Below are 19,955 nucleotides of genomic sequence, written 5' to 3' on the forward strand. Positions count from 1 at the left end.
GGCTGCTCGCCCGCGTGGAGGGATCGGCGCGTATCCTCGCGCTGGTGAAGCTCGCCAATGTCGGACTGGTGCTGATCTGGGGCTTTGCCGTCACCTATGTCTTCGTCCGGGTGTTGCCGCTGACGGAGTTTCAGGCGTTCCTTCTGCTCGTCGCGTTCGGCAATTTCACCATCTCGGCGGAGTTCGGCCTCACCAGCATCATCTATGCCCGGTTGCGGCGGCACTGGCTGGGGAGCGGCGCGGAAGCCGATGACGGCGGCTTCCGGCGGGAGGAGATGGGCGTCCTGTTCCTCTTCCTTGCCCTGCTGGTCGCGGGCGGGGTGGCGGTCCTGCTGGTCGCGCTGGCGGCGGGCGGCCTCAGGACGGGGATGCCGCTGCTCTTCATCCTCTTCTTCCTCTCGGCCTGCCTCAACCTGCCGGGCCTGCTCGCCAAGCGGGCGTTGGCGGCGGTGGACGGCAATTTCATCTGGGAGGCGCTCGATTGTTTGCGCCGGGTGATGACCATCGCGCTTCTGCTGGCGATCCTGCGCGGGATGGACCCGCGTTTGTCGGTGGCGCTGCAACTGGGCGTCAGCATCGCGGTGATCGGCTATGCCATCGCGTTGGTGCATCGGCGGCTGGGCATGGGCGCGGGGCACTGGCTGGCTTTCCGCGTCGGCGGCGGTCATGTGCGGCGGCATTATCTGCGCGACATCGGCGCGTCGGCCGCGTTCACCCTGTCCGACATCCTGGCCTATAACGCGCCCTATTTCACCATCGCCGCCGCCACCCATGACGCGCGGCCGATGCTGTTGTTCGATTTCTTCTTCAAGATGTCGCGGGCGCTTTCGATGCTGGTGCGGGCGGCGGTGGAGGCCGCGCTGCCCCGCATCACCCGCGCCTTCCACGCCGGCGACGGACCGCGCCTGCGGCAGTTGATGGGAAGAGCGCTGGGCGTTGCGCTGTTCTTCGCGGCGGTAGCGTCGGTATCGCTGCTGCTGGTGGGCCGCTGGCTGTTCGACCGGCTGTTCGACGGGCGGGCGGCCATCGGCCTGCCCGAACTGTTGCTGATCGACCTGGCCCTGCTGTCGCTCGCCGTCATTGGCGTGTCGGTCTATGTGCAGGGCGCCCTGGGGCGTTTCCCGCTGCTCTTGCGGCGATCGCTGCCGTTCCTCGCAGGATCGCTGCTCAGCGTTCCGCTCGCTCTCCTGCTGTGGCCGGGGCACTTCGACACCGCTTTTCTGGCCCTCTATGCCGCGACGCTGGCCGGAGCCGCCTTGCTGCATGCCTTCTCGCTGCGCCGCCTCGCAAGAGAAGCGCGGCCGTGAAGATCGCCATGGTCGATCCCTCGCTCTTCACCGGGCGCTACGACGACAGCCTTTGCGCGGCCCTGGGCGCGGAGGGGCAGGAGGTGACGCTCTTCGGCCGCCCCTTGCGCGCGACGGATGCCTTCGCCCCTCGCCATTATCGCCATGTCGCGCGTTTCTTCCGCCGCAGCGAAGCCGTGCGCGAGCGGCTGGGGGAGGGCCGCGCCTTCCGCCTGCTGAAAGCCGCCGAATATGGATGGACCTGCGCGCTGGGCGGCCTCGGCGATCTGGCCGATGCCGATGTGCTCCATTTCCAGTGGCTCCCGCTGGCGTCCGTCGACCGCATGATGCTGCGCCGTTTGCGGCAGCGCGCCGCGCTGGTCCACACGGTCCATAACGCGGACGCCTATCATGCCGATGCGGGCTTTCAGGGGCGGGGCTATCGTGCGCTGCTCGATCTGTTCGACGCGCTGATCGTCCATGGCGACACGACGCGGGAGGCGCTGATCGGCCAAGGCGTCTGTGCCAGCCGCATCCATGTCACCCCGCATCCGCCCATGCGCCTCGCCCCGGCCGCGCCCGAAGACCTGGCCGCCATCGCCGATCCGGTCCGCCCACGCCTGCTCTTCTTCGGCACGATCCGTCCCTATAAGGGCGTGGATCTGCTGATCGAAGCCTGCCTGTCGCTCTGGCAGGCCGGACAGGATTTCGAACTGGTTCTGGCCGGAAAGCCCTTTATGGACGTCGCGCCCCTGATCGAAGCCGTGCGCCGTGCGGGCTTTGCCGACCGGCTGCTGTGCGATTTCGGTTTCCTGCGCGAACAGAGGCTGGACGCGCATATGGCCAAGGCGGACATCCTCGTCTTCCCCTATCGCCATATCGATTCGAGCGGCGCGTTCCTGTCCGCGCTCCACCACGGCAAGGCGATGGTGACGTCCGACGCAGGCATGTTCGCTGCTTTGCCAGAGCCGGCGGCGGCTCGCTTCCCGGCGGGAAATGCGCCCGCTCTTGCACAAGCCCTCTTGCCGCTGCTGCAAAGCCCCGCCATCAGGCAGGCGAGCGGTGGGCAGGCGCGCGCTTACGGGAAAGACATGGGCGATTGGAAGGACATGGCCTTGGCGACGATCGGCATCTACCGCAAAGCCATGGATGCCCGCCCGTGAACCGCTATGGGCGCGAACTGTCGGATCGCTGGCGCGCGATGCGGCTGGCCATGGGCGGACGTGTCCATCAATATCCCGAAATTCAGGCGTTGCGGCGCTTTCTGGCCGCGTTCAAGGTGGATTGCGTGTTCGACGTAGGCGCCAATCGCGGCCAATATGCCACCATGCTGCGAAAGGATGCGGCCTTCACCGGCACCATCCTCTCCTTCGAGCCGAACCCGGATATTTTCGCCGAACTTTCCCGCCATGCCGCATCGGACCGGCGCTGGCATGTCTTCAACATGGCCTTGTCCGACTTCGACGGCACGGCCGGTTTCAACATCATGGCCGCCGACCAATTCAGTTCCCTCAAGAAACCGGCCGCCGGGCAAGATGCCATCTTCGCGGAGCGCAACAAGGTCACACGTACCGTCGAGATGGAGTGCCGGAGGCTGGAAAACCTGCTGCCGCAATTGCAGGCTGCTCATGGCTTCGCGCGTCCCTTCCTGAAAATGGACACGCAGGGCCATGACCTTTCCGTCTGCGAAGGGGCGGGCGGGGCGCTGGGCATGATGACAGGCGTCCAGACGGAACTGGGCGTCCGCCCGATCTATGAAGGCGGGACTGGCTATCGCGCCATGATCGACTGGCTGGCGGAGCATGGCTTCGTCCCCTCGGCCTTCTTCGCCAACAACAAGGGGCATTTTCCCCTGCTGGTCGAAATGGACGGCATCTTCGTCAATCAAGCCTTGTTGGCGGCGGCGGATTGATGCGGCCGGGCGACCCTTCCCGGATCGGCGCGGCCAGGCTGTTCCAGGCAGGCGCATTGGGGCTGGCCTGCTGGCTGATCGCGACATTCTTTTGGCACATTACCTTCGGGCAGGGCGCAAGCCTGCCGGTGATCCTGTTCCTGGATCAGGATTTCCCCGCGCTGCTGACCGGTCTGTTGCTGTTCGCGCTGGCCGTGCCTTTCGCGGAAGGCAGGGGATTCAGCCTGCCGGCCCCCAAGGCGCGGATCGTCATTCCTCTCGTCGTGCTGTTCGGTCTCGTCGCGTGGGCCGGTCATTATCTTCTGTTCCAGAATTACGCCATCTCCCGCGATGAGGAAGTGGCCCGCTTCGCCGCCGCCTATATTCGCGAAGGATTGTTCGCGCGCCCCATCCCGGCGGAATGGGAGCCTTATCGCCGTGCGATCATGCCGGAATTCTTCTCCCCCTTCGGCGCGGCGGATTATTGGACGGCCGCCTATCTGCCGGTGAACAGCGCCATACAGGCCCTGTTCTGGCAACTGGGCGACCCCAATCTGGCCGGGCCGGTGCTGCTGGTCGCGGGGCTGATCGCGCTCTGGCGCGTGGCGCTCCATCTTTTCCCGGATCGGCCCGACGCCGTCTGGGTGACGATGCTGCTGGCGCTGTCTTCGGCGCAGCTCTGGATCACGGCGATGACGCCCTATGCCATGACCGGCCATTTCGCGCTCAACATGATCTGGCTGGCGCTGGTGCTGCGCGGCGGGTGGCTGTCCCATCTGGTCGCGGGGCTGGTGGCGCTGGTCGCGGCGGGCCTGCACCAGTGGCATTTCCCGCCGATCTTCATCGCGCCCTTCATCCTCTGGATGCTGCTCGGGCGGCGATGGGCGGTCGCGGTCTTTCATATCCTGATCCTGATCCTGATCGTCATCGTCTGGGCGAAGCTGTGGCCCGGTTTCCTGACGCATGTGCTGGGGCCGCCCATGGACGTGCGCCCGTCGGCGGGCGTGGCCGACAAGGTCGGCAGCCTCTTCGAACGGCTGGGCGACCGTTGGCAGCCGCTGGTCAACATCACCCGCTTCATCGCGTGGAACAATATCCTGATGGTGCCGCTGGCGGTGCTGGGCGTGGCCGCGATGCACTGGCGCAAGGCTCTTCGGGGGCAGGAGATCGCTTTGCCGCTGGCTCTGGGCTGCGTGGCGGGCTGCGGGCTGGCGCTCGCGCAGGGTTATGGCTGGGGCTATCGCTATGCCCATGGCTTCATCGGGCCTTTCTGCCTGCTGGCGGGGTTGGGCTGGGCGCGCTTCCGCCCGGCGGAAAGGATGCGGCCGGTCTTCATCGCGGTGGCGATCACGCTGGCGACGGCGGGATTCCTCGCATGGCGGACGCATCTTTTCGTCGCGCCCTACGCCGCCAGTCACCGGATGATCGACGCTTCGCAGGCCGATGTGGTGCTGGTCGACCCGCGCGGCGGGCTGTTCGTCACCGATCTGGTGCGCGGGCGCAATGGCGTTCCGGGGCGGCCTATGGTGATGAATCTGGGCATGTTGACGCTGGATCAGGTCGACACGCTCTGCGCCGACTATGTGGTCGAGCTGTTCGACCGCGCGGAGTTCCGCCCGCTCGGCGTGCCGCTGGCGCGTTGGAATCTGGGACGGATGGACGCGCTAAGAGCGCATATGAAGGCGGTGGGCTGCGACAAGCCCGTCCAACCACCGCTCCCGTCCACGCTGGAAGACGCCTTCAAGGCCGCAGGCGATGTCTTGTGAGGCAAGATTTGCGATAGAGCGGACGGTCTGCCTTCTAAACTCCGCTCTCCCGAAGGGCATGGCCGACCGCTTCGCCCCGCTCAGGGGAGGGGCCTTCGACAAGCCCAGCCCCAAAAAGAAAGGGCGCCCCTTGAGGCCGCCCTTCCCAAATCCTGAACTGCCGGAAACCGATCAGCGCGAATAGAATTCGACGACCAGATTGGGTTCCATCTTCACCGGATAGGGCACTTCGTCCAGCGTCGGAACGCGGACATAGGTGACCTTCGTGGCGCCGTCGGGCGACACATAATCGGGAATGTCGCGCTCGGGCAGGCTCTGCGCTTCGAGGACCAGCGCCATTTCCTGCGCCTTCTTGCCCAGCGTGATTTCGTCGCCCGGCTTCACCAGACGCGATGCGATGTTGCACTTCACGCCGTTCACATAGATGTGGCCGTGCGAAACGATCTGACGGGCCGAGAAGATGGTCGGCGCGAACTTGGCGCGATAGACCACCGCGTCCAGACGGCGCTCCAGCAGGCCGATCAGGTTCTGGCCGGTGTCGCCCTTCATGCGCGCCGCTTCGATATAGTTCTTCTTGAACTGCTTTTCGGTGATGTCGCCATAATAGCCCTTCAGCTTCTGCTTGGCGCGAAGCTGGATGCCATAATCGGACATCTTGCCCTTGCGGCGCTGGCCGTGCTGGCCGGGGCCATATTCCCGCTTGTTGACCGGGCTCTTGGGGCGGCCCCAGATATTCTCGCCCATGCGGCGGTCGAGCTTGTACTTGGCGCTGGTGCGCTTCGTCATGATGAATTCCTTACAATCGCTAACTACGTTATCCCCGGTCATCGCCTGCTGGCCTCGAACGAGGGGCAGGGCCACCGCTTCACCGGGATGCGGGGCCAATCGCGAAGGCGCGCCTATGGAGAAAGGGGCGGATCATGTCAACCCTCGACAGGGCGGCGCGATGGGCCTAGTCAGCCAGCCCATGAACCCCGAAAGCTATACGACCATGGCGCAGGTCCGCGCCGGCGTGGACGAGATCGACCGGCAGATCGTGGCGCTGCTGGCGGACCGTTTCGCCCATATGCGCGCCGCCGCCCGGATCAAGCCCGAACGCGCCCATGTCCGCGACGAGGAACGCAAGGCGCTGGTCATCGCCAACGCCCGCGCGGAAGCGGAGAAGCTGGGCGCGCCGGGCGATGCCATTGCGATGCTGTGGGACCAGCTTGTCGAAGCCTCCATCGCCTATGAGATGGAAGAATTCGACCGTCTGAAAGGCTAGATTCTGCGAGCCGCCGGCTGAAACAGCCGGCTTCAGAATGCTCTAACGCACCCGCGGATTGCTGAGCGCGGACAACACGCCGCGCAGCGTCCGCACCTCCAGATGATTCCAGCCCGGCTTGGTCAGCAAATTGCGCAGCGTCCGCTTGGTCGCGGGCGCGCGGTCGGGCGGGAAGAAATAGCCTGCCCCCTCCAGCAGCGTCTCGAACTGCGCAATCATCCCTTCCAGCTCCGTCTGCGGGGCGGGGGGGAGCAATTCCTCGGTCGTGGGCTGTTCCAGCGCCGCGCCCTTCGACCATTCATAGGCGCACAGGATCACCGCCTGCGCCAGGTTGAGCGATCCGAATTCCGGATTGATCGGCACGGTCAGGATCTTGCGGGCCAGAGCCACATCCTCCGTCTCCAGCCCCGACCGCTCCGGTCCGAAGACATAGGCGGATCGTCCCTGCGCGCCATGGATTTCCCGTGCCGCTTCCTCTGGCGTCACGACCGGCTTGGTGACGCCGCGCTTGCGCACCGTGGTCGCATAGACATGCGCGCAGTCCGCCACGGCATCGGCCAGCGTCTCGAACAGTTCGGCCTTCTCCAGCACGACATCCGCCCCCGCCGCCGAAGGCCCCGCATCGGGATTGGGCCAGCCATCGCGCGGAGACACCAGCCGCATCTCGGTCAACCCGAAATTCATCATGGCCCGCGCCGCCTTGCCGATATTCTGGCCCAGCTGAGGGCGGACGAGGACGATGACGGGGGGGCGAGTTTTTTCCTCCGCACCGTTCGTCCCGAGCAGGGGCTCACTAGCCTCCCCCGTTCGCCCTGGGCGAAGTCGAAGGGCGCCGCTGAGCGAAGGCGAAGCATGTGAAACGGAAGCCTTCTTCAACTTCTCCCAATTCTCCGCAATCAACGCTTCCTTCCTCTTGCGCGACCAGCCCTTGATCTGAAGTTCGCTGGCGAGCGCTTCCGCCCGCGTGCCGAATTCCGCAGACCACATAAGCTCGACGGGACGGCGATCCAGGGTATAACCCTTGATTTCACCGGCCTGATGCTGACCCAGGCGCTTCTCAAGATCGTCGGTATGGCCCGTATAATAAGAGCCGTCCGAACATCGCAGGATATACGCGTAAAATTCCATCGCGGTTCAACGGTCTCGCTTCGCTCGACAAAGCCCTTCGACTTCGCGCAGGGCGAACGGGGAGGAAAGGGGAGAAACCTCACTCACTCCCCACCTCCTTCACCGTGCTTGCGAAATCCTCGAAATCGCGTGCGTCGGTGAAGTCCTTATAGACGCTGGCGAAGCGGATATAGGCCACGCTGTCCAGCCGTTTCAGCCCCTCCATCACCATTTCGCCTATGGAACGCGCGGGGATTTCGCTGTCGCCGCTGGTTTCCAGTTGCCGCTGGATGCCGGAGATCAGCTTTTCCAGACGGCTGGGGTCGATGGGCCGCTTGCGGCAGGCGATGTCGATGGAGCGGGCCAGCTTGTCGCGGTCGAACGCTTCCTTGCGCCCCTCGCTCTTCATCACCCAGATGTCGCGAAGCTGTATCCGCTCGAAGGTGGTGAAGCGCGCGCCGCACGCTTCGCACTGCCGCCGGCGGCGAATGGCGTTGCCATCCTCCGTCGGGCGGCTGTCCTTGACCTGGCTGTCCTCGTGCGAGCAGAAGGGGCAACGCAATGCTGCTTATCCTTCGTAGATCGGAAAGCGTGCCGTAAGCGCCGATACCCGCTCGCGAACATTGGCCTCGACCGCCGGATCGCCGGCCTCGCCCTTGTCGCGCAGCCCTTGCAGCACGTCCGCGATCATGTCGCCAATGGCCTCGAACTCCGCCACGCCGAAGCCGCGCGTCGTGCCCGCCGGGGAGCCCACGCGGATGCCGCTGGTCTTGGTCGGCGGCAGGGGATCGCCCGGCACGCCATTCTTGTTGCAGGTGATGAAGCTGCGCTCCAGCGCCTCGTCCGCGTCCTTGCCCGAAATGCCGTAGGGGCGAAGGTCGATCAGCGCCAGATGCGTGTCCGTGCCGCCCGAAACGACCGCCAGCCCGCGCTGCTCCAGCTTGCCGGCCAGCGCTTTGGCATTGGTGACGATGGCCCGCGCGTAGGTCTTGAACTCCGGCTGCAACGCTTCGCCGAAAGCGACAGCCTTGGCGGCGATGACGTGCATCAGTGGTCCGCCCTGAAGGCCGGGGAACACCGCCGAGTTGATCTTCTTCGCGATGGCTTCGTCGTCGGTCAGGATCATGCCGCCGCGCGGACCGCGCAGCGTCTTGTGCGTGGTGGTGGTGACGATATGGGCGTGGCCGAAGGGCGTCGGGTGCGCCCCGCCCGCGACGAGGCCCGCGAAATGCGCCATGTCCACCATGAACAGCGCGCCCACCTTGTCCGCGATCGCCCGGAAGCGCGCGAAGTCGATATGGCGCGGATAGGCGCTGCCGCCCGCGATGATGAGCGTCGGCTTCGCCTCGATGGCCTGCGCTTCCAGCGCGTCATAATCGATGAGATGCGTGTCCTCGCGCACGCCATATTGGACGGCATTATACCATTTGCCCGACAGGGCAGGTCGCGCGCCATGGGTCAGGTGTCCGCCCGCGTCCAGCGACAGGCCCATGATCGTGTCGCCCGGCTTGGTCAGCGCCAGCATCACCGCGCCGTTCGCCTGCGCGCCCGAATGCGGCTGCACATTGACGAATCCGCAATTGAAAAGCTGCTTGGCGCGGTCGATGGCCAGTTGCTCCACCTCGTCCGAAGGGGCGCAGCCCTGATAGTAGCGCTTGCCCGGATAGCCTTCCGCATATTTGTTGGTGAAGACCGATCCCTGCGCCTCCAGCACCGCCTTGCTGACGATATTTTCCGACGCGATCAGTTCGATCTGGTTCTGCTCGCGCTTCAGTTCCTTCGTGACGCCCGCGAAGACCGCCGGATCGGCATCGGCCAGACTGCGCGTGAAATAGCCTTCCGAACGGATGGCGGCATGATCGAGGGTGGCAGTGCTCATAGGGCAGGCTCCTTAAAGCGCGGGCTGGGACAGTTTCTCGACGCGGCCGGCATGGCGGCCTCCGCCGAAATCGGTGGAGAGGAAGGCGGCGACGCAGGCTTTCGCCATGTCCACGCCCGTCAGGCGCGCGCCCAGGGCAAGGACGTTGGCGTCGTTATGCTCGCGGGAGAGGGCGGCGGACAGCGGCTCGCCCACCAGCGCGCAGCGGCAGGCCGGGTTGCGGTTGACCGCGATGGAAATGCCGATGCCCGACCCGCAAAGCGCGATGCCTCGTTCGGCCGCGCCCGACGCCACGGCTGACGCGAGCTTGTAACCATAATCGGGATAATCCACCCGATCGGCGGTCGCGGGGCCCAGATCGGCGACATCATGCCCTTCGCCGCGCAGCCATTGCGCAAGCTCCGCCTTCAGATCGACGGCGGCATGATCGGAAGCGATGGCGATTTTCATCGGATATGTCCCTTCACCGCTGGGGTGATTCGTTTCACGCGCCTCTTAGGCGGAGCGGCGGCGGATTGCCACAGTCCACCGCCATGCTTATGGCCTGATCCATGGCAGGGACGATTTTATCCATATTGATGCTGGCGGGCGTTCTGCTCACCGGCGGCGGCATCTACGCTCTTGTGAGGAAAAGGGACCGCAAGCGCGGCATCCTCATGATCGTGGCGGGTCTCGTCATGTTCGCTAATGTCGCGATCTCCGCCATTCCGGGACCGGACCTGCCCGCTCTGGAAAATGCCAGCCGCTGATTTTTCGCTAAGGGTGGAGAGGGGGCGTTCTGCTTAGGTGCACTTCAATGTTAAGTGATTCCAGCACTCGCCTCCGTTCGCCCTGAGCTTGTCGAAGGCTGTGCACCTCACTTCATTCGGCGGAAAAAAGGCCACCTTCCGGCAGCCCTTTTTCTCCACCACTCCACCGGCCTCAGCGGATCGGGGAATCCGGCGACAGGCGCATGTCGAGATAATTGTCGACCGACTTCATGAGCTGATCCAGTTCATGTTCGAAAAAATGGTTCGCGCCACGGATTTCGTCATGGTGGATGGTGATGCCCTTTTGCGTGCGCAGCTTGTCGACCAGCTTCTGCACGGCGCTGGCGGTGACCACCTCGTCCGCCGTTCCCTGCACGATGATGCCGGAAGCCGGGCAGGGCGCCAGGAAGGAGAAGTCATACATGTTGGCGGGCGGCGCCACCGAGATGAAGCCGCGAATCTCCGGGCGGCGCATCAGCAACTGCATCCCGATCCACGCGCCGAAGGAGAAACCGGCGATCCAAGTCGTCTGCGCTTCGGGATGGAAGCTCTGCACCCAGTCGAGCGCGGCGGCGGCGTCGGAAAGCTCGCCGATCCCGTTGTCGAACGTCCCCTGGCTGCGGCCCACGCCCCGGAAGTTGAAGCGCAGCACGGCAAAGCCCCGCTTGACGAACGTCTTGTAGAGCGCCTGCGTGATGCGGTCGTTCATCGTGCCGCCGCCCTGCGGATGGGGATGCAGGATCATCGCGACGGGCGCGCGCGGGCGGGGCGGGGGGCTGAAACGGCCCTCGAGGCGACCTTCGGGTCCGGGGAAAATTACGTCGGGCATGGCACCTGTTATCGTTATGGCCGCCGGGCGGCAGAAGGAATGCGTGGGGCGCGGACAAGCCTTTGCTGGCGCTGCGCCGCAGACCGCCTATATAGAGGGCGCGACCATTTCCGCAATCAATGAGTGTCCCCTTTGGCCGCCGACCGTCTCTATCTGGACCATGCCGCAACCACGCCGATGCTGGCGCAGGCGAAGGCCGCCCTGATCGAAGGCATGGAGCGATGGGCCAATCCGTCCAGCCCCCATGCGGACGGCCGCGCCGCCCGCGCCGCGCTGGAGGACGCCCGGCGGCGGATCGCGGCGGCGCTGGGCTGGGCCGGCCATGTGATCCTCACCTCGGGCGCGAGCGAGGCCATCGCCCTCGCCCTGACCCGCCCAAGAGCGACGCATATCGTCACTTCCCCGGTCGAACATGATTCGGTGCTGCGCGTGACGCCGGAAGCCGGGCGGCTGCGTGTCACGTCCGATGGCCTGGTCGATCCGGCATCCCTTCCCGCCGAACCTTCCCTTGCGGCCATCCAGCATGTCAACAATGAAACCGGCGTGATCCAGCCGCTCGACCGGATCGGGCGGGAAGGCGTCCTGCTCTTCGCCGACTGCGCCCAGAGCGCGGGCAAGCTCCCGCTGCCCGACGCCGACATGATCGCGATCAGCGCGCATAAGTTCGGCGGACCTCCGGGCGTGGGGGCGTTGCTGGTCCGCGATCTGGCCCTGCTGGCGCCGACCGGAGGACAGGAGCAAGGCTACAGGGCGGGGACGGAAAACCTTCCCGGCATCCTCGCCATGGCCGCCGCGCTGGAGGCGCGCTCCGATTGGCTCCCCCCCGCCGCGAAATTGCGCGCCCGGCTGGACACGGGGATAGAAGCGGCGGGCGGGCAGGTCATCGCCCGCGCCGCCCCGCGCATCGCCTCCATCGCCAGCTACCGGATGCCGGGCATGTCCGCCCGCGCCCAGCTTATCCAGTTCGACCTCGCCGGCATTTCCGTGTCGGCGGGCAGCGCCTGTTCGTCCGGATCGCTCAGGACCAGCCACGTCCTGCGCGCCATGGACCATGACGAAACGGCAGCGGGCGAAGTGGTGCGCGTCAGCTTCGGCGCCGCGACCAAGGAGCCGGACATCGACCGCTTCCTCGCCATATGGACCGCGATGGCGGAGCGAGCCCGGCCATGACCATCTATCTCGATTATCAGGCGACCACGCCGCTCGCGCCCGAAGTCTTCGATGTCATGGCGCCGTTGCTGCGAGACCAGTTCGCCAATCCGCACAGCGCCCATCGCCCCGGCCGCGCCGCCGCCGCGCAGGTGGAGGTGGCTCGCGAGGAAATATCCCAACTCCTGCCCGCCGACGGCCGTCTGCTCTTCACCTCCGGCGCGACCGAGGCGCTCAATATGGCCATTCAGGGCATGGGCGCGGGCCGCATCGTCACGATCGCGACGGAACATGCCGCCGTGCTCGACACGGTGGAGGCACTGGCGCGGGAAGGGCGCGAGGTCACGGTCCTGCCGATCGGCCCGGACGGGCTGGTCGACATGGAGGCCGCGCGGCAGGCCATCGTCCCCGGCGTCGCCCTGGTCGCGGCGATGCTGGTCAATAACGAGATCGGCGTCATCCAGCCCGTCGAAGCCCTTGCCGACCTCGCCCACGCCGCCGGGGCCTCGTTCCTCTGCGATGCCGTGCAGGGCTATGGCCGCGTGCCCATCCCCCCAACCAGCGACATCGTCGCCATCAGCGGCCACAAGATCCACGGGCCCAAGGGCATAGGCGCGCTCTGGATCAGGGACGGCGTGATCCTCCGCCCCCTCATCCATGGCGGCGGGCAGGAAGGCGGATTGCGCTCCGGCACCCTTTCGCCGGCTCTCTGCGCCGGTTTCGGCATGGCTGCCCGGCTGATGCGCGAACGGGCCGAAGCCGATCGCGCCCATGTCGAATCGCTCTGGACCCTGGCGCGTGGTCTGTTCCGCGGCTGGACGCTCAACGGCGACGCGGACCGCCGCTATCACGGCAATCTCAACCTGCGTCGCGAGGGGATCGATGGCGGCCGGTTGCTTTCCGACTGTCGCCATATCGCATTTTCGCTCGGCAGCGCTTGCGCGAGCGGGTCGGGTCGGCCTAGCCATGTGCTGCGCGCGCTCGGCCTTTCGGACGGGCAGGCGCGGGGATCGGTGCGGATCGGCTTCGGCCGCTACACGACGCCGGCCGAACTGGAGGATGCTGCACAGGCGATCGATAAGGCGGCGGCCATGCAAGGCGCGCCGCGATAAGGGAGCGTCGCATAATGACCAGGGTCGTCTTCATCAGCGCCGATGGCGAAAACAGGCAGGAGGTGGATGCGCCTGCCGGTTCGGTTCTTCTGGAGGTCGCGCAGGCGGCCGGGCAGCCGCTGGAGGGCACGTGCGAGGGGCAGATGGCCTGTTCCACCTGTCATGTCATCGTCGACGCCGCCGATTTCTCCAGCCTCCCGCTTGCGAGCGAGGAGGAGGAGGACATGCTGGACCTCGCCGCCGCCGCGACGCGCACCAGCCGCCTGGCCTGCCAGATCGTGCTGGGCGGCGCGCTGGAAAGCCTGACGGTCCGCATCCCGTCCGAAACATATAATATGCAGGGTATGTGAGAGTTTCCATGAAGAATCCGATCCGGCTCGCGCTTTTGGCCGCCTGCGCGCTGATGGCGTCCGCTCCGTCCCTCGCGCAGGAAAGCGAACGCCAGTCCCTGATGCCGCCCGCGCCGCGCTATGTGGTCCCCGAATCCGCGCTGAAATCCGTCCGCAATCCCAAGGAGATCGAGCAGGAAACCGGCGGTCGCCTGGGCGTCGCGCTGGTCGACGGTTCGGGCGCGCTGATCCTGGGCTTCAACCGTGACGAGCGGTTCGCCATGTGCTCGACCTTCAAGGCGCCTCTGGCCGCCGCCGTCCTGCTGGGCGCGGAAAGCGGGAAATTCGGGCTGGAGGGGCAGGTGCCCTTCACCAAGGACGACATTTTGTCTCACGCCCCGGTCGTGAAGCAGAATCTGAAGCGCGGCCGCCTCTCGATGGGGGAACTGGCGGAGGCTGCGGTCGAAGTCAGCGACAATAGCGCGGCCAATCTCCTCTTGCCCATGATCGGCGGGCCGGAGGGGCTGACCGCCTTCTTCCGCGCCCATGGCGACAGCATCTCCCGTCTCGACCGCAGGGAACCGGACCTCAACGAAAATGCGCAGGGCGATCCCCGCGACACCACCAGCCCGGCGGCGATGGCGGGCTTGATGGCGCGCCTCCTCTTCAAGGACATGAAGCCCGAAAGCGCGGAAAAGCTGCGCGGCTGGCTGAACGGCAGCAAGACCGGCGACCGCCGCATCAAGGCGGGCCTGCCCGAAGGCTGGACTTCGGGCGGCAAGACGGGAAGCTGCGGCACCGCCTATAATGACGTGGCGCTCGTCAAATCGCCGTCCGGCGCCGAATATCTGCTGGCGGTCTATCTCGACCGTCCCACGGTGGACGAAAGGAAGGCCGAGGCCGCTATCGCCGAAACGGCGGCGTCCGCGCTGGATTTCCTGGCGCAGGCGAAGCGCGACGGACCGGAATGATCCTGCATGCCCCCTTGCCATCCCCGGCGCGCTTCGCCATATGCCGCGCCGGGAGTCGGGCGGACGTGATCGTCGCCAACCTGGTCAGGTCCTGACGGAAGCAGCCACAACGATTTCGTCACGGGTCGTTCCGGCTCCCACCTTCCTCCATGGTCAGGCGATCATCATCCCAAGAGGTTTTTGCGGCTTCGACAGCATCGTTCCAAGCCGCTAGATTGCGCCCCATGTCCGATTCCCCCCAGCCCTATCGCGTCCTCGCGCGCAAATATCGCCCGCGCAGCTTCCATGAGCTGATCGGGCAGGACGCGATGGTCCAGACGCTGGGCAACGCCATCCGGCGCGGGCGGCTGGCCCATGCCTTCCTGATGACCGGCGTGCGGGGGGTGGGCAAGACCTCCACCGCGCGCCTCATCGCCAAGGCGTTGAATTGCATCGGCCCGGACGGGCAGGGCGGTCCCACCATCGATCCCTGCGGCGTGTGCGAACCGTGCAAGGCCATCGCCGAGGGCCGCCATATCGACGTCATCGAAATGGACGCCGCCAGCCACACCGGCGTCGACGACGTGCGCGAGATCATCGAGGCGGTGCGTTATTCCGCCGTCTCCGCGCGCTACAAGGTCTATATCATCGACGAAGTGCACATGCTCTCCAAGAACGCGTTCAACGCGCTTCTCAAGACGCTGGAGGAGCCCCCGGCGCATGTGAAATTCCTCTTCGCCACGACCGAAGTGAACAAGGTGCCGGTGACGGTCCTGTCCCGCTGCCAGCGGTTCGACCTGCGCCGCATCCCCGCCGAACTGCTCGCCAGCCATTTCACCCATGTGGTGGAGGCGGAGGATGTCGCCGCCGAACCCGACGCGCTCGCCCTCATCGCGCAGGCGGCGGAGGGCTCCGCGCGCGACGGCCTCTCGATCCTGGATCAAGCCATAGCCCATGCCGAAATGGGGGAGGGCGCCCCGCTCGTCACCGCCGCGCAGGTGCGGGAGATGCTCGGCCTCTCCGACCGCGGATCGGTGCGCCGCCTGCTGGGCCTGTTGCTCGAAGGACAGACCGCCCCGCTGCTCGCCGCCGTGCGCGATCAATATGCGCTGGGCGTCGAGCCGCTGTCCCTGATGCGCGGATTGCTGGAACTGGTCCACGCCGTCACGCTGGTGAAGGCGGGCCGCGACATCGCCACCCCCGGCCAGTCCGCCGAGGAGCGGGAAGCCATCGCCGACTGGGCCAGCCAACTGGGCTTCGCGCCGCTCCATCGCCTCTGGCAGCTTCTGCTCAAGGGGCATGACGAGGTGGCGAACGCCATACTCCCCATCGAAAGCTGCGAAATGGCGCTGCTGCGCGTGATGCATGCGGCGACCATGCCCGATCCCGGCGAGATCGCGCGGATGCTCCGCGAAGGCGCGCCCGCCGCCGCCAGCGCGCCCGCCGCTCCGTCCGAATCGCCCTCCGGCCCGTCGGCCAGCCTGCCCGCGAGCTTCGAGGATCTGATCGAAGCCTTCTGGCAGCGCGGCAAGGGGCAATTGGCGCAGGAACTCCACGATTGCGTCGGCCTCGTCCGCTACGCGCCGCCCGAACTGGACTACAGGGCCGCGCCTTCGCTCGCATCCGATTTCGCCGCCCGCCTGACGCCCGCCCTGCGCGAAGTCACCGGCGTTGCCTGGCGGGTCGCGCAGGCGGACGGCCCCGCCGCCCCCACGCTGCTGGAGCAGGAACAGCGAAAGGCGGCGGAGGAGCGCGCCCGCATATTGGAAACCCCGGTGGTAAAGGCCGCGATGGAGGCCTTCCCCGAAGCCGATCTGGACGACCGGCTCGAACAATGGAGTGCATGAGGCATGAAGGATCTCAACGAAATATTGGGCATGGCCAACCGCGTGCAGGAGGAATTGCAGCGCGCGCAGGAAAATCTCGACAAGATCGAGGTTGAGGGTGCGGCGGGCGGCGGTCTCGTCAAGGTCCGCGCTTCGGCCAAGGGACGCATCGTCGGCGTGTCGATCGACGACAGCCTGCTCGCCCCTTCCGAAAAGCAGATGCTCGAAGACCTTGTGGCCGCCGCCTTCAACGACGCGCGCAAGAAAGCGGATGAAGTCAGTTCTTCCGAAATGGCGAAGATGACCAGCGGCCTTTCGCTTCCCCCGGGCTTCAAGCTGCCCTTCTGATAATCAAGGGGCGGCCTTTATTTGCTCCCGACTTTGCCTTGCCCCCGTTAGAGGTGATTGATTGGCGCGGCAGTCATCCCCATAAAGGCGGTGAATCGCATATGGGCCTGGAAAGCAGGTCCCGGAGAATGAATGACTACGCAATATCCGCTTCTGCCCCTGCGCGACATCGTCGTCTTTCCGCAGATGATCGTTCCCCTGTTCGTCGGCCGCGACAAGAGCGTCGCCGCGCTCGAAGCGGCGATGGAGGGCGGCAAGGAGATTTTCCTCGTTTCCCAGCTCGATCCGGCGGAGGACGATCCGGGTCGGGACGCGCTGTATGACACGGGCGTGGTGGCGGTGGTGCTTCAGCTTCTGAAGCTCCCCGACGGCACCGTCCGCGTTCTGGTGGAAGGCAAACACCGCGCTCAGCTTCAATCGATGGAATCGATCGACGGCTATCTCGCCGCCGTCATCCTGCCGGTGGAAGAAGCGGTGGCGGAGGGGCCGGAGGCGGCCGCCCTGATGCGCTCGGTCGCCGAACAGTTCGAAAATTACGCGAAACTCAACAAGAAGCTGCCCGCCGAAACCCCGGTCCAGCTTCGCGAGATCGAGGATGCGGGCCGTCTGGCCGATGCGGTCGCCGCCAACATCAACGTCAAGGTGTCGGACAAGCAATCGCTGCTGGTCGAGCCCGATCCGGTCAAGCGCCTCGAAATGGTGTTCGCCTTCATGGAAGGCGAGCTGGGCGTGCTCCAGGTCGAAAAGAAGATTCGCGGCCGCGTGAAGCGGCAGATGGAAAAGACCCAGCGCGAATATTATCTCAACGAGCAGTTGAAGGCGATCCAGCGCGAACTGGGCAATGCCGATGGCGAGGAAGGCGACGAGCTGGCCGAACTGGCCGAAAAGATCGCCAAGACCAAGCTCAGCAAGGAAGCCCGGACCAAGGCCAATGCCGAGTTGAAGAAGCTCAAGGCCATGCAGCCCATGTCGGCGGAGGCCACGGTCGTCCGCAACTATCTCGACGTGCTGCTGGGCCTGCCCTGGGGCAAGAAGGGCAAGGTCAAGACCGACCTCAAGCGCGCGCAGACGATTCTGGACGAGGATCATTTCGCGCTGGAGAAGGTCAAGGACCGGATCATCGAATATCTCGCCGTGCAGGCGCGCACCAACAAGCTGAAGGGGCCGATCCTGTGCCTGGTCGGTCCGCCGGGCGTCGGCAAGACCTCGCTCGGCCGCTCCATCGCCAAGGCGACGGGGCGCGAGTTCGTGCGCCAGTCGCTGGGCGGCGTGCGCGACGAGGCGGAAATCCGCGGCCACCGCCGTACCTATATCGGCTCGCTGCCGGGCAAGGTCGTGACCAACCTCAAGAAGGCGGGCACGATGAACCCGCTCTTCCTGCTGGATGAGATCGACAAGCTGGGGCAGGATTTCCGGGGCGATCCCGCATCCGCCCTGCTGGAGGTGCTGGACCCCGAACAGAACAGCAAGTTCCAGGATCATTATCTGGAGATCGACGTCGATCTTTCAGACGTGATGTTCGTGACGACCGCCAACTCCCTGAATTTGCCTCAACCTTTGCTCGACCGCATGGAGATCATCCGGCTGGAGGGCTATACCGAGGATGAAAAGGTGGAGATCGCCCAGCGCCATCTGGTGCCCAAGCAGATCGACGCCCATGGCCTGAAGGAAGGCGAGTTCGAGGTGACGGAGGACGCCATCCGCGACCTCATCCGCTATTACACGCGCGAAGCGGGCGTCCGCACGCTGGAACGCGAAGTGGCGCGCCTCGCCCGCAAGGCGCTGCGCAAGATATTGGAAGGCGCCTATGACAGGATCGTCATCACGCCGGAAAATCTGTCGGACTATGCGGGCGTCCGCAAATTCCGCCATGGCGTAGGCGAGGAAGAGCATCAGATCGGGGCCGTCACCGGCCTCGCCTGGACCGAAGTGGGCGGCGAACTGCTGACCATCGAAGCCGTGACCGTGCCCGGCAAGGGCGCGATCAAGACGACCGGCAAGCTGGGCGACGTCATGAACGAATCGGTTCAGGCGGCCTTCTCCTATGTGAAGGCGCGCTCGCCCGGCTACGGGATCAAGCCCAGCCTCTTCAACCGCAAGGACATCCATATCCACCTTCCCGAAGGCGCGGTGCCCAAGGACGGCCCTTCGGCGGGCATCGGCATGGTGACGACCATCGTCTCCACCCTGACGGGCATCCCGGTGCACAAGGACGTGGCGATGACCGGGGAGGTCACGCTGCGCGGCCGGGTGCTGCCCATCGGCGGCCTCAAGGAAAAGCTGCTCGCGGCCCTGCGCGGCGGCATCAAGACAGTGCTGATCCCGCAGGAAAATGAGAAGGATCTGGCCGAAATCCCCGCCAATATCCGCGAGGGCCTTGAAATCGTGCCGGTTTCCCATGTGGACGAGGTGCTGGCGCGTGCCCTGGTGGCCCTGCCCGAAGCCATCGCCTGGACCGAGGAGGACGATCTTGCGGCTCAGCCTTCCACCGCTTCGGGCCGGGACGGGGACGCCACGCTGCGACACTGACAGGGCTTTGCGGCATTTGGAGCACTGATTTCCCTGCTTTTTGTCCCGAAACGGGCAAAAGTACGGTGAACTGCGCTCGTTTGTCGCTTTCCCTTTGACAGCCGCGAAAAGCTGGGCCTTATTGCCGCGCCTACGCCGCGATTCCTAAGTCACCATACAGCTACAAGGGGGTTCCCAAGGCATGAACAAGCAGGATCTTATCAGTGCGGTTGCCGAAAGCAGCGGTCTTAGCAAGAACGACGCCAGCAAGGCTGTCGAAGGCGTATTCGATGCCATCACGGGCGCACTGAAGAAGGGCGACGAAGTGCGCCTGGTCGGTTTTGGCACTTTTTCGGTTTCGCAGCGCAAGGCTTCGACCGGCCGCAATCCGCGCACCGGCGAAACCATGACCATCAAGGCATCGGCCCAGCCCAAGTTCAAGGCGGGCAAGGGTCTGAAGGACGCGGTCAACTGACGGCCGGGGCGTTTCCTTCGGGAAGCGCCCGGTTCTCAAATATATATTGCCGGCGTCGCGGTCGGAAGCATTTCAGGAGAGTGAGTTCGCGCCGGACTTCCCGGATGCGGACATAGGCCGAAAGTGGAAAGGGGAGGGGCCTCGCGCCGACCTCCCTTTTTCTTTGGCGCTTTCGGTCGGGCATGAACATTTGCAACGGAAGCGAGTGTCCGAAACACATCCGATCCTTCCTCCGGCGCACCCCCTCGCAAACCCCGGCATCGCCTTTCTTCCGCCCGGACGGATTGCCCGCTTGACGAGGGGAAACAGGGCGCATATGTGCCCCTTCTCAACGCCGAAAGGCGCTGTGGCGATCGTAGCTCAGTTGGTTAGAGCGCCGGTTTGTGGTACCGGAGGTCGCGGGTTCGGATCCCGTCGATCGCCCCATTTTCTCGCCCATGTCGCGCGATAGGGACTTCGCATCCGTTGCTTCCCCTTTTATAGCGCA

General features: G+C 65.5%; 20 protein-coding genes, 1 tRNA gene and 1 other RNA gene. 16 read left to right on the forward strand and 6 right to left on the reverse strand.

Annotated features, from left to right (window positions below; translation table 11 throughout):
• Nucleotides 1–14: 14 nt before the first annotated feature.
• Genes SCLO_RS03395 through SCLO_RS03410 form a run of 4 tightly spaced genes read left to right on the forward strand, consistent with a single transcriptional unit; the run spans nucleotide 15 to nucleotide 4,943 of the window.
• Nucleotides 15–1,307 carry a hypothetical protein gene (locus tag SCLO_RS03395; RefSeq protein WP_066516013.1) on the forward strand — a complete coding sequence of 431 codons (1,293 nt, stop codon included), beginning with the start codon at nucleotides 15–17 and terminating at the stop codon, nucleotides 1,305–1,307.
• Nucleotides 1,304–2,449 (forward strand): glycosyltransferase family 4 protein, encoded by a 1,146-nt coding sequence (locus tag SCLO_RS03400; RefSeq protein WP_066515775.1) that lies wholly within the window; start codon nucleotides 1,304–1,306, stop codon nucleotides 2,447–2,449. The genes SCLO_RS03395 and SCLO_RS03400 overlap by 4 nt, the downstream gene beginning before the upstream one ends.
• Nucleotides 2,446–3,198 (forward strand): FkbM family methyltransferase, encoded by a 753-nt coding sequence (locus SCLO_RS03405; RefSeq protein WP_066515778.1) that lies wholly within the window; start codon nucleotides 2,446–2,448, stop codon nucleotides 3,196–3,198. The genes SCLO_RS03400 and SCLO_RS03405 overlap by 4 nt, the downstream gene beginning before the upstream one ends.
• Nucleotides 3,198–4,943, forward strand: a complete 1,746-nt coding sequence (locus tag SCLO_RS03410) for an MFS transporter (protein ID WP_066515780.1) — start codon at nucleotides 3,198–3,200, stop codon at nucleotides 4,941–4,943. The genes SCLO_RS03405 and SCLO_RS03410 overlap by 1 nt, the downstream gene beginning before the upstream one ends.
• 171 nt (nucleotides 4,944–5,114) lie before the next feature.
• On the opposite strand, the gene rpsD is transcribed toward SCLO_RS03410, so the two are convergent.
• On the reverse strand, nucleotides 5,115–5,729 hold the full coding sequence (gene rpsD / locus SCLO_RS03415) for a 30S ribosomal protein S4 (protein WP_066515783.1): 615 nt from the start codon (nucleotides 5,727–5,729) through the stop codon (nucleotides 5,115–5,117).
• Nucleotides 5,730–5,910: 181 nt separating this feature from the next.
• Between rpsD and SCLO_RS03420 the strand changes: the two genes are divergently transcribed.
• Nucleotides 5,911–6,207, forward strand: a complete 297-nt coding sequence (locus SCLO_RS03420) for a chorismate mutase (RefSeq protein WP_066516016.1) — start codon at nucleotides 5,911–5,913, stop codon at nucleotides 6,205–6,207.
• 42 nt (nucleotides 6,208–6,249) lie between these two features.
• Here SCLO_RS03420 and SCLO_RS03425 read toward each other — a convergent pair whose 3' ends face one another.
• The 4 genes from SCLO_RS03425 to rpiB form a co-directional block, all read right to left on the reverse strand.
• Nucleotides 6,250–7,335 carry a TrmH family RNA methyltransferase gene (locus SCLO_RS03425; RefSeq protein ID WP_083949027.1) on the reverse strand — a complete coding sequence of 362 codons (1,086 nt, stop codon included), beginning with the start codon at nucleotides 7,333–7,335 and terminating at the stop codon, nucleotides 6,250–6,252.
• A 79-nt stretch (nucleotides 7,336–7,414) separates the two neighbouring features.
• Nucleotides 7,415–7,876 carry a transcriptional regulator NrdR gene (gene nrdR, locus SCLO_RS03430; protein ID WP_066515785.1) on the reverse strand — a complete coding sequence of 154 codons (462 nt, stop codon included), beginning with the start codon at nucleotides 7,874–7,876 and terminating at the stop codon, nucleotides 7,415–7,417.
• Nucleotides 7,877–7,882: 6 nt separating this feature from the next.
• Nucleotides 7,883–9,193 (reverse strand): serine hydroxymethyltransferase, encoded by a 1,311-nt coding sequence (gene glyA, locus SCLO_RS03435; protein WP_066515788.1) that lies wholly within the window; start codon nucleotides 9,191–9,193, stop codon nucleotides 7,883–7,885.
• Between the two features lie 12 nt (nucleotides 9,194–9,205).
• Nucleotides 9,206–9,643: a ribose 5-phosphate isomerase B gene (rpiB, locus tag SCLO_RS03440; protein WP_066515794.1), complete on the reverse strand. Its 438-nt coding sequence runs from the start codon at nucleotides 9,641–9,643 to the stop codon at nucleotides 9,206–9,208.
• A gap of 101 nt (nucleotides 9,644–9,744) precedes the next feature.
• On the opposite strand from rpiB, the gene SCLO_RS03445 reads away from it, so the two are divergent.
• Complete coding sequence (locus tag SCLO_RS03445) at nucleotides 9,745–9,942, forward strand: hypothetical protein (RefSeq protein WP_066515796.1); 198 nt, start codon at nucleotides 9,745–9,747, stop codon at nucleotides 9,940–9,942.
• 172 nt (nucleotides 9,943–10,114) lie between these two features.
• Here the strand turns inward: SCLO_RS03445 and SCLO_RS03450 are convergent, their stop codons facing one another.
• Nucleotides 10,115–10,771, reverse strand: a complete 657-nt coding sequence (locus SCLO_RS03450) for an alpha/beta hydrolase (protein WP_062065446.1) — start codon at nucleotides 10,769–10,771, stop codon at nucleotides 10,115–10,117.
• A gap of 132 nt (nucleotides 10,772–10,903) precedes the next feature.
• On the opposite strand from SCLO_RS03450, the gene SCLO_RS03455 reads away from it, so the two are divergent.
• The 10 genes from SCLO_RS03455 (at nucleotide 10,904) to SCLO_RS03500 (ending at nucleotide 19,894) form a co-directional block, all read left to right on the forward strand.
• Entirely contained in the window at nucleotides 10,904–11,941 is a 1,038-nt protein-coding gene (locus tag SCLO_RS03455) for a cysteine desulfurase family protein (protein ID WP_066515798.1), read from the forward strand.
• A complete protein-coding gene (locus SCLO_RS03460) occupies nucleotides 11,908–13,032 on the forward strand; it encodes a cysteine desulfurase family protein (RefSeq protein WP_066515801.1) in 1,125 nt (374 codons plus the stop codon). The genes SCLO_RS03455 and SCLO_RS03460 overlap by 34 nt, the downstream gene beginning before the upstream one ends.
• A gap of 14 nt (nucleotides 13,033–13,046) precedes the next feature.
• Nucleotides 13,047–13,382: a 2Fe-2S iron-sulfur cluster-binding protein gene (locus SCLO_RS03465; RefSeq protein ID WP_066515803.1), complete on the forward strand. Its 336-nt coding sequence runs from the start codon at nucleotides 13,047–13,049 to the stop codon at nucleotides 13,380–13,382.
• Nucleotides 13,383–13,435: 53 nt separating this feature from the next.
• On the forward strand, nucleotides 13,436–14,332 hold the full coding sequence (blaSGM, locus tag SCLO_RS03470; protein WP_231923437.1) for an SGM family class A beta-lactamase: 897 nt from the start codon (nucleotides 13,436–13,438) through the stop codon (nucleotides 14,330–14,332).
• Between the two features lie 47 nt (nucleotides 14,333–14,379).
• Nucleotides 14,380–14,477, forward strand: an RNA gene (gene ffs, locus SCLO_RS03475) — signal recognition particle sRNA small type.
• A gap of 79 nt (nucleotides 14,478–14,556) precedes the next feature.
• Nucleotides 14,557–16,158, forward strand: coding sequence for a DNA polymerase III subunit gamma/tau (locus SCLO_RS03480; protein WP_066515809.1), 1,602 nt, complete (start codon nucleotides 14,557–14,559; stop codon nucleotides 16,156–16,158).
• 3 nt (nucleotides 16,159–16,161) lie between these two features.
• Nucleotides 16,162–16,485, forward strand: a complete 324-nt coding sequence (locus SCLO_RS03485; RefSeq protein WP_066515812.1) for a YbaB/EbfC family nucleoid-associated protein — start codon at nucleotides 16,162–16,164, stop codon at nucleotides 16,483–16,485.
• A 132-nt stretch (nucleotides 16,486–16,617) separates the two neighbouring features.
• A complete protein-coding gene (gene lon, locus SCLO_RS03490; protein ID WP_066515814.1) occupies nucleotides 16,618–19,014 on the forward strand; it encodes an endopeptidase La in 2,397 nt (798 codons plus the stop codon).
• Nucleotides 19,015–19,195: 181 nt separating this feature from the next.
• Nucleotides 19,196–19,468, forward strand: coding sequence for an HU family DNA-binding protein (locus SCLO_RS03495; RefSeq protein WP_062065469.1), 273 nt, complete (start codon nucleotides 19,196–19,198; stop codon nucleotides 19,466–19,468).
• A gap of 349 nt (nucleotides 19,469–19,817) precedes the next feature.
• Nucleotides 19,818–19,894 (forward strand) — tRNA-His (locus SCLO_RS03500).
• The last annotated feature ends 61 nt before the right edge of the window (nucleotides 19,895–19,955 follow it).

It is taken from the genome of Sphingobium cloacae (assembly GCF_002355855.1).
In the GTDB taxonomy this organism is placed as follows: Bacteria; Pseudomonadota; Alphaproteobacteria; order Sphingomonadales; family Sphingomonadaceae; genus Sphingobium; species Sphingobium cloacae.

Excerpts from the sequence above, each read along its gene's own strand:
- SCLO_RS03410 (WP_066515780.1), top strand. The coding sequence starts at position 3,198 with ATGCGGCCGGGCGACCCTTCCCGGATCGGCGCGGCCAGGCTGTTCCAG.
- rpsD (WP_066515783.1), bottom strand. The coding sequence starts at position 5,729 with ATGACGAAGCGCACCAGCGCCAAGTACAAGCTCGACCGCCGCATGGGC.
- SCLO_RS03420 (WP_066516016.1), top strand. The coding sequence starts at position 5,911 with ATGAACCCCGAAAGCTATACGACCATGGCGCAGGTCCGCGCCGGCGTG.
- SCLO_RS03425 (WP_083949027.1), bottom strand. The coding sequence starts at position 7,335 with ATGGAATTTTACGCGTATATCCTGCGATGTTCGGACGGCTCTTATTAT.
- glyA (WP_066515788.1), bottom strand. The coding sequence starts at position 9,193 with ATGAGCACTGCCACCCTCGATCATGCCGCCATCCGTTCGGAAGGCTAT.
- rpiB (WP_066515794.1), bottom strand. The coding sequence starts at position 9,643 with ATGAAAATCGCCATCGCTTCCGATCATGCCGCCGTCGATCTGAAGGCG.
- SCLO_RS03445 (WP_066515796.1), top strand. The coding sequence starts at position 9,745 with ATGGCAGGGACGATTTTATCCATATTGATGCTGGCGGGCGTTCTGCTC.
- SCLO_RS03450 (WP_062065446.1), bottom strand. The coding sequence starts at position 10,771 with ATGCCCGACGTAATTTTCCCCGGACCCGAAGGTCGCCTCGAGGGCCGT.
- SCLO_RS03460 (WP_066515801.1), top strand. The coding sequence starts at position 11,908 with ATGGACCGCGATGGCGGAGCGAGCCCGGCCATGACCATCTATCTCGAT.
- SCLO_RS03465 (WP_066515803.1), top strand. The coding sequence starts at position 13,047 with ATGACCAGGGTCGTCTTCATCAGCGCCGATGGCGAAAACAGGCAGGAG.
- blaSGM (WP_231923437.1), top strand. The coding sequence starts at position 13,436 with ATGGCGTCCGCTCCGTCCCTCGCGCAGGAAAGCGAACGCCAGTCCCTG.
- SCLO_RS03480 (WP_066515809.1), top strand. The coding sequence starts at position 14,557 with ATGTCCGATTCCCCCCAGCCCTATCGCGTCCTCGCGCGCAAATATCGC.
- SCLO_RS03485 (WP_066515812.1), top strand. The coding sequence starts at position 16,162 with ATGAAGGATCTCAACGAAATATTGGGCATGGCCAACCGCGTGCAGGAG.
- lon (WP_066515814.1), top strand. The coding sequence starts at position 16,618 with ATGACTACGCAATATCCGCTTCTGCCCCTGCGCGACATCGTCGTCTTT.
- SCLO_RS03495 (WP_062065469.1), top strand. The coding sequence starts at position 19,196 with ATGAACAAGCAGGATCTTATCAGTGCGGTTGCCGAAAGCAGCGGTCTT.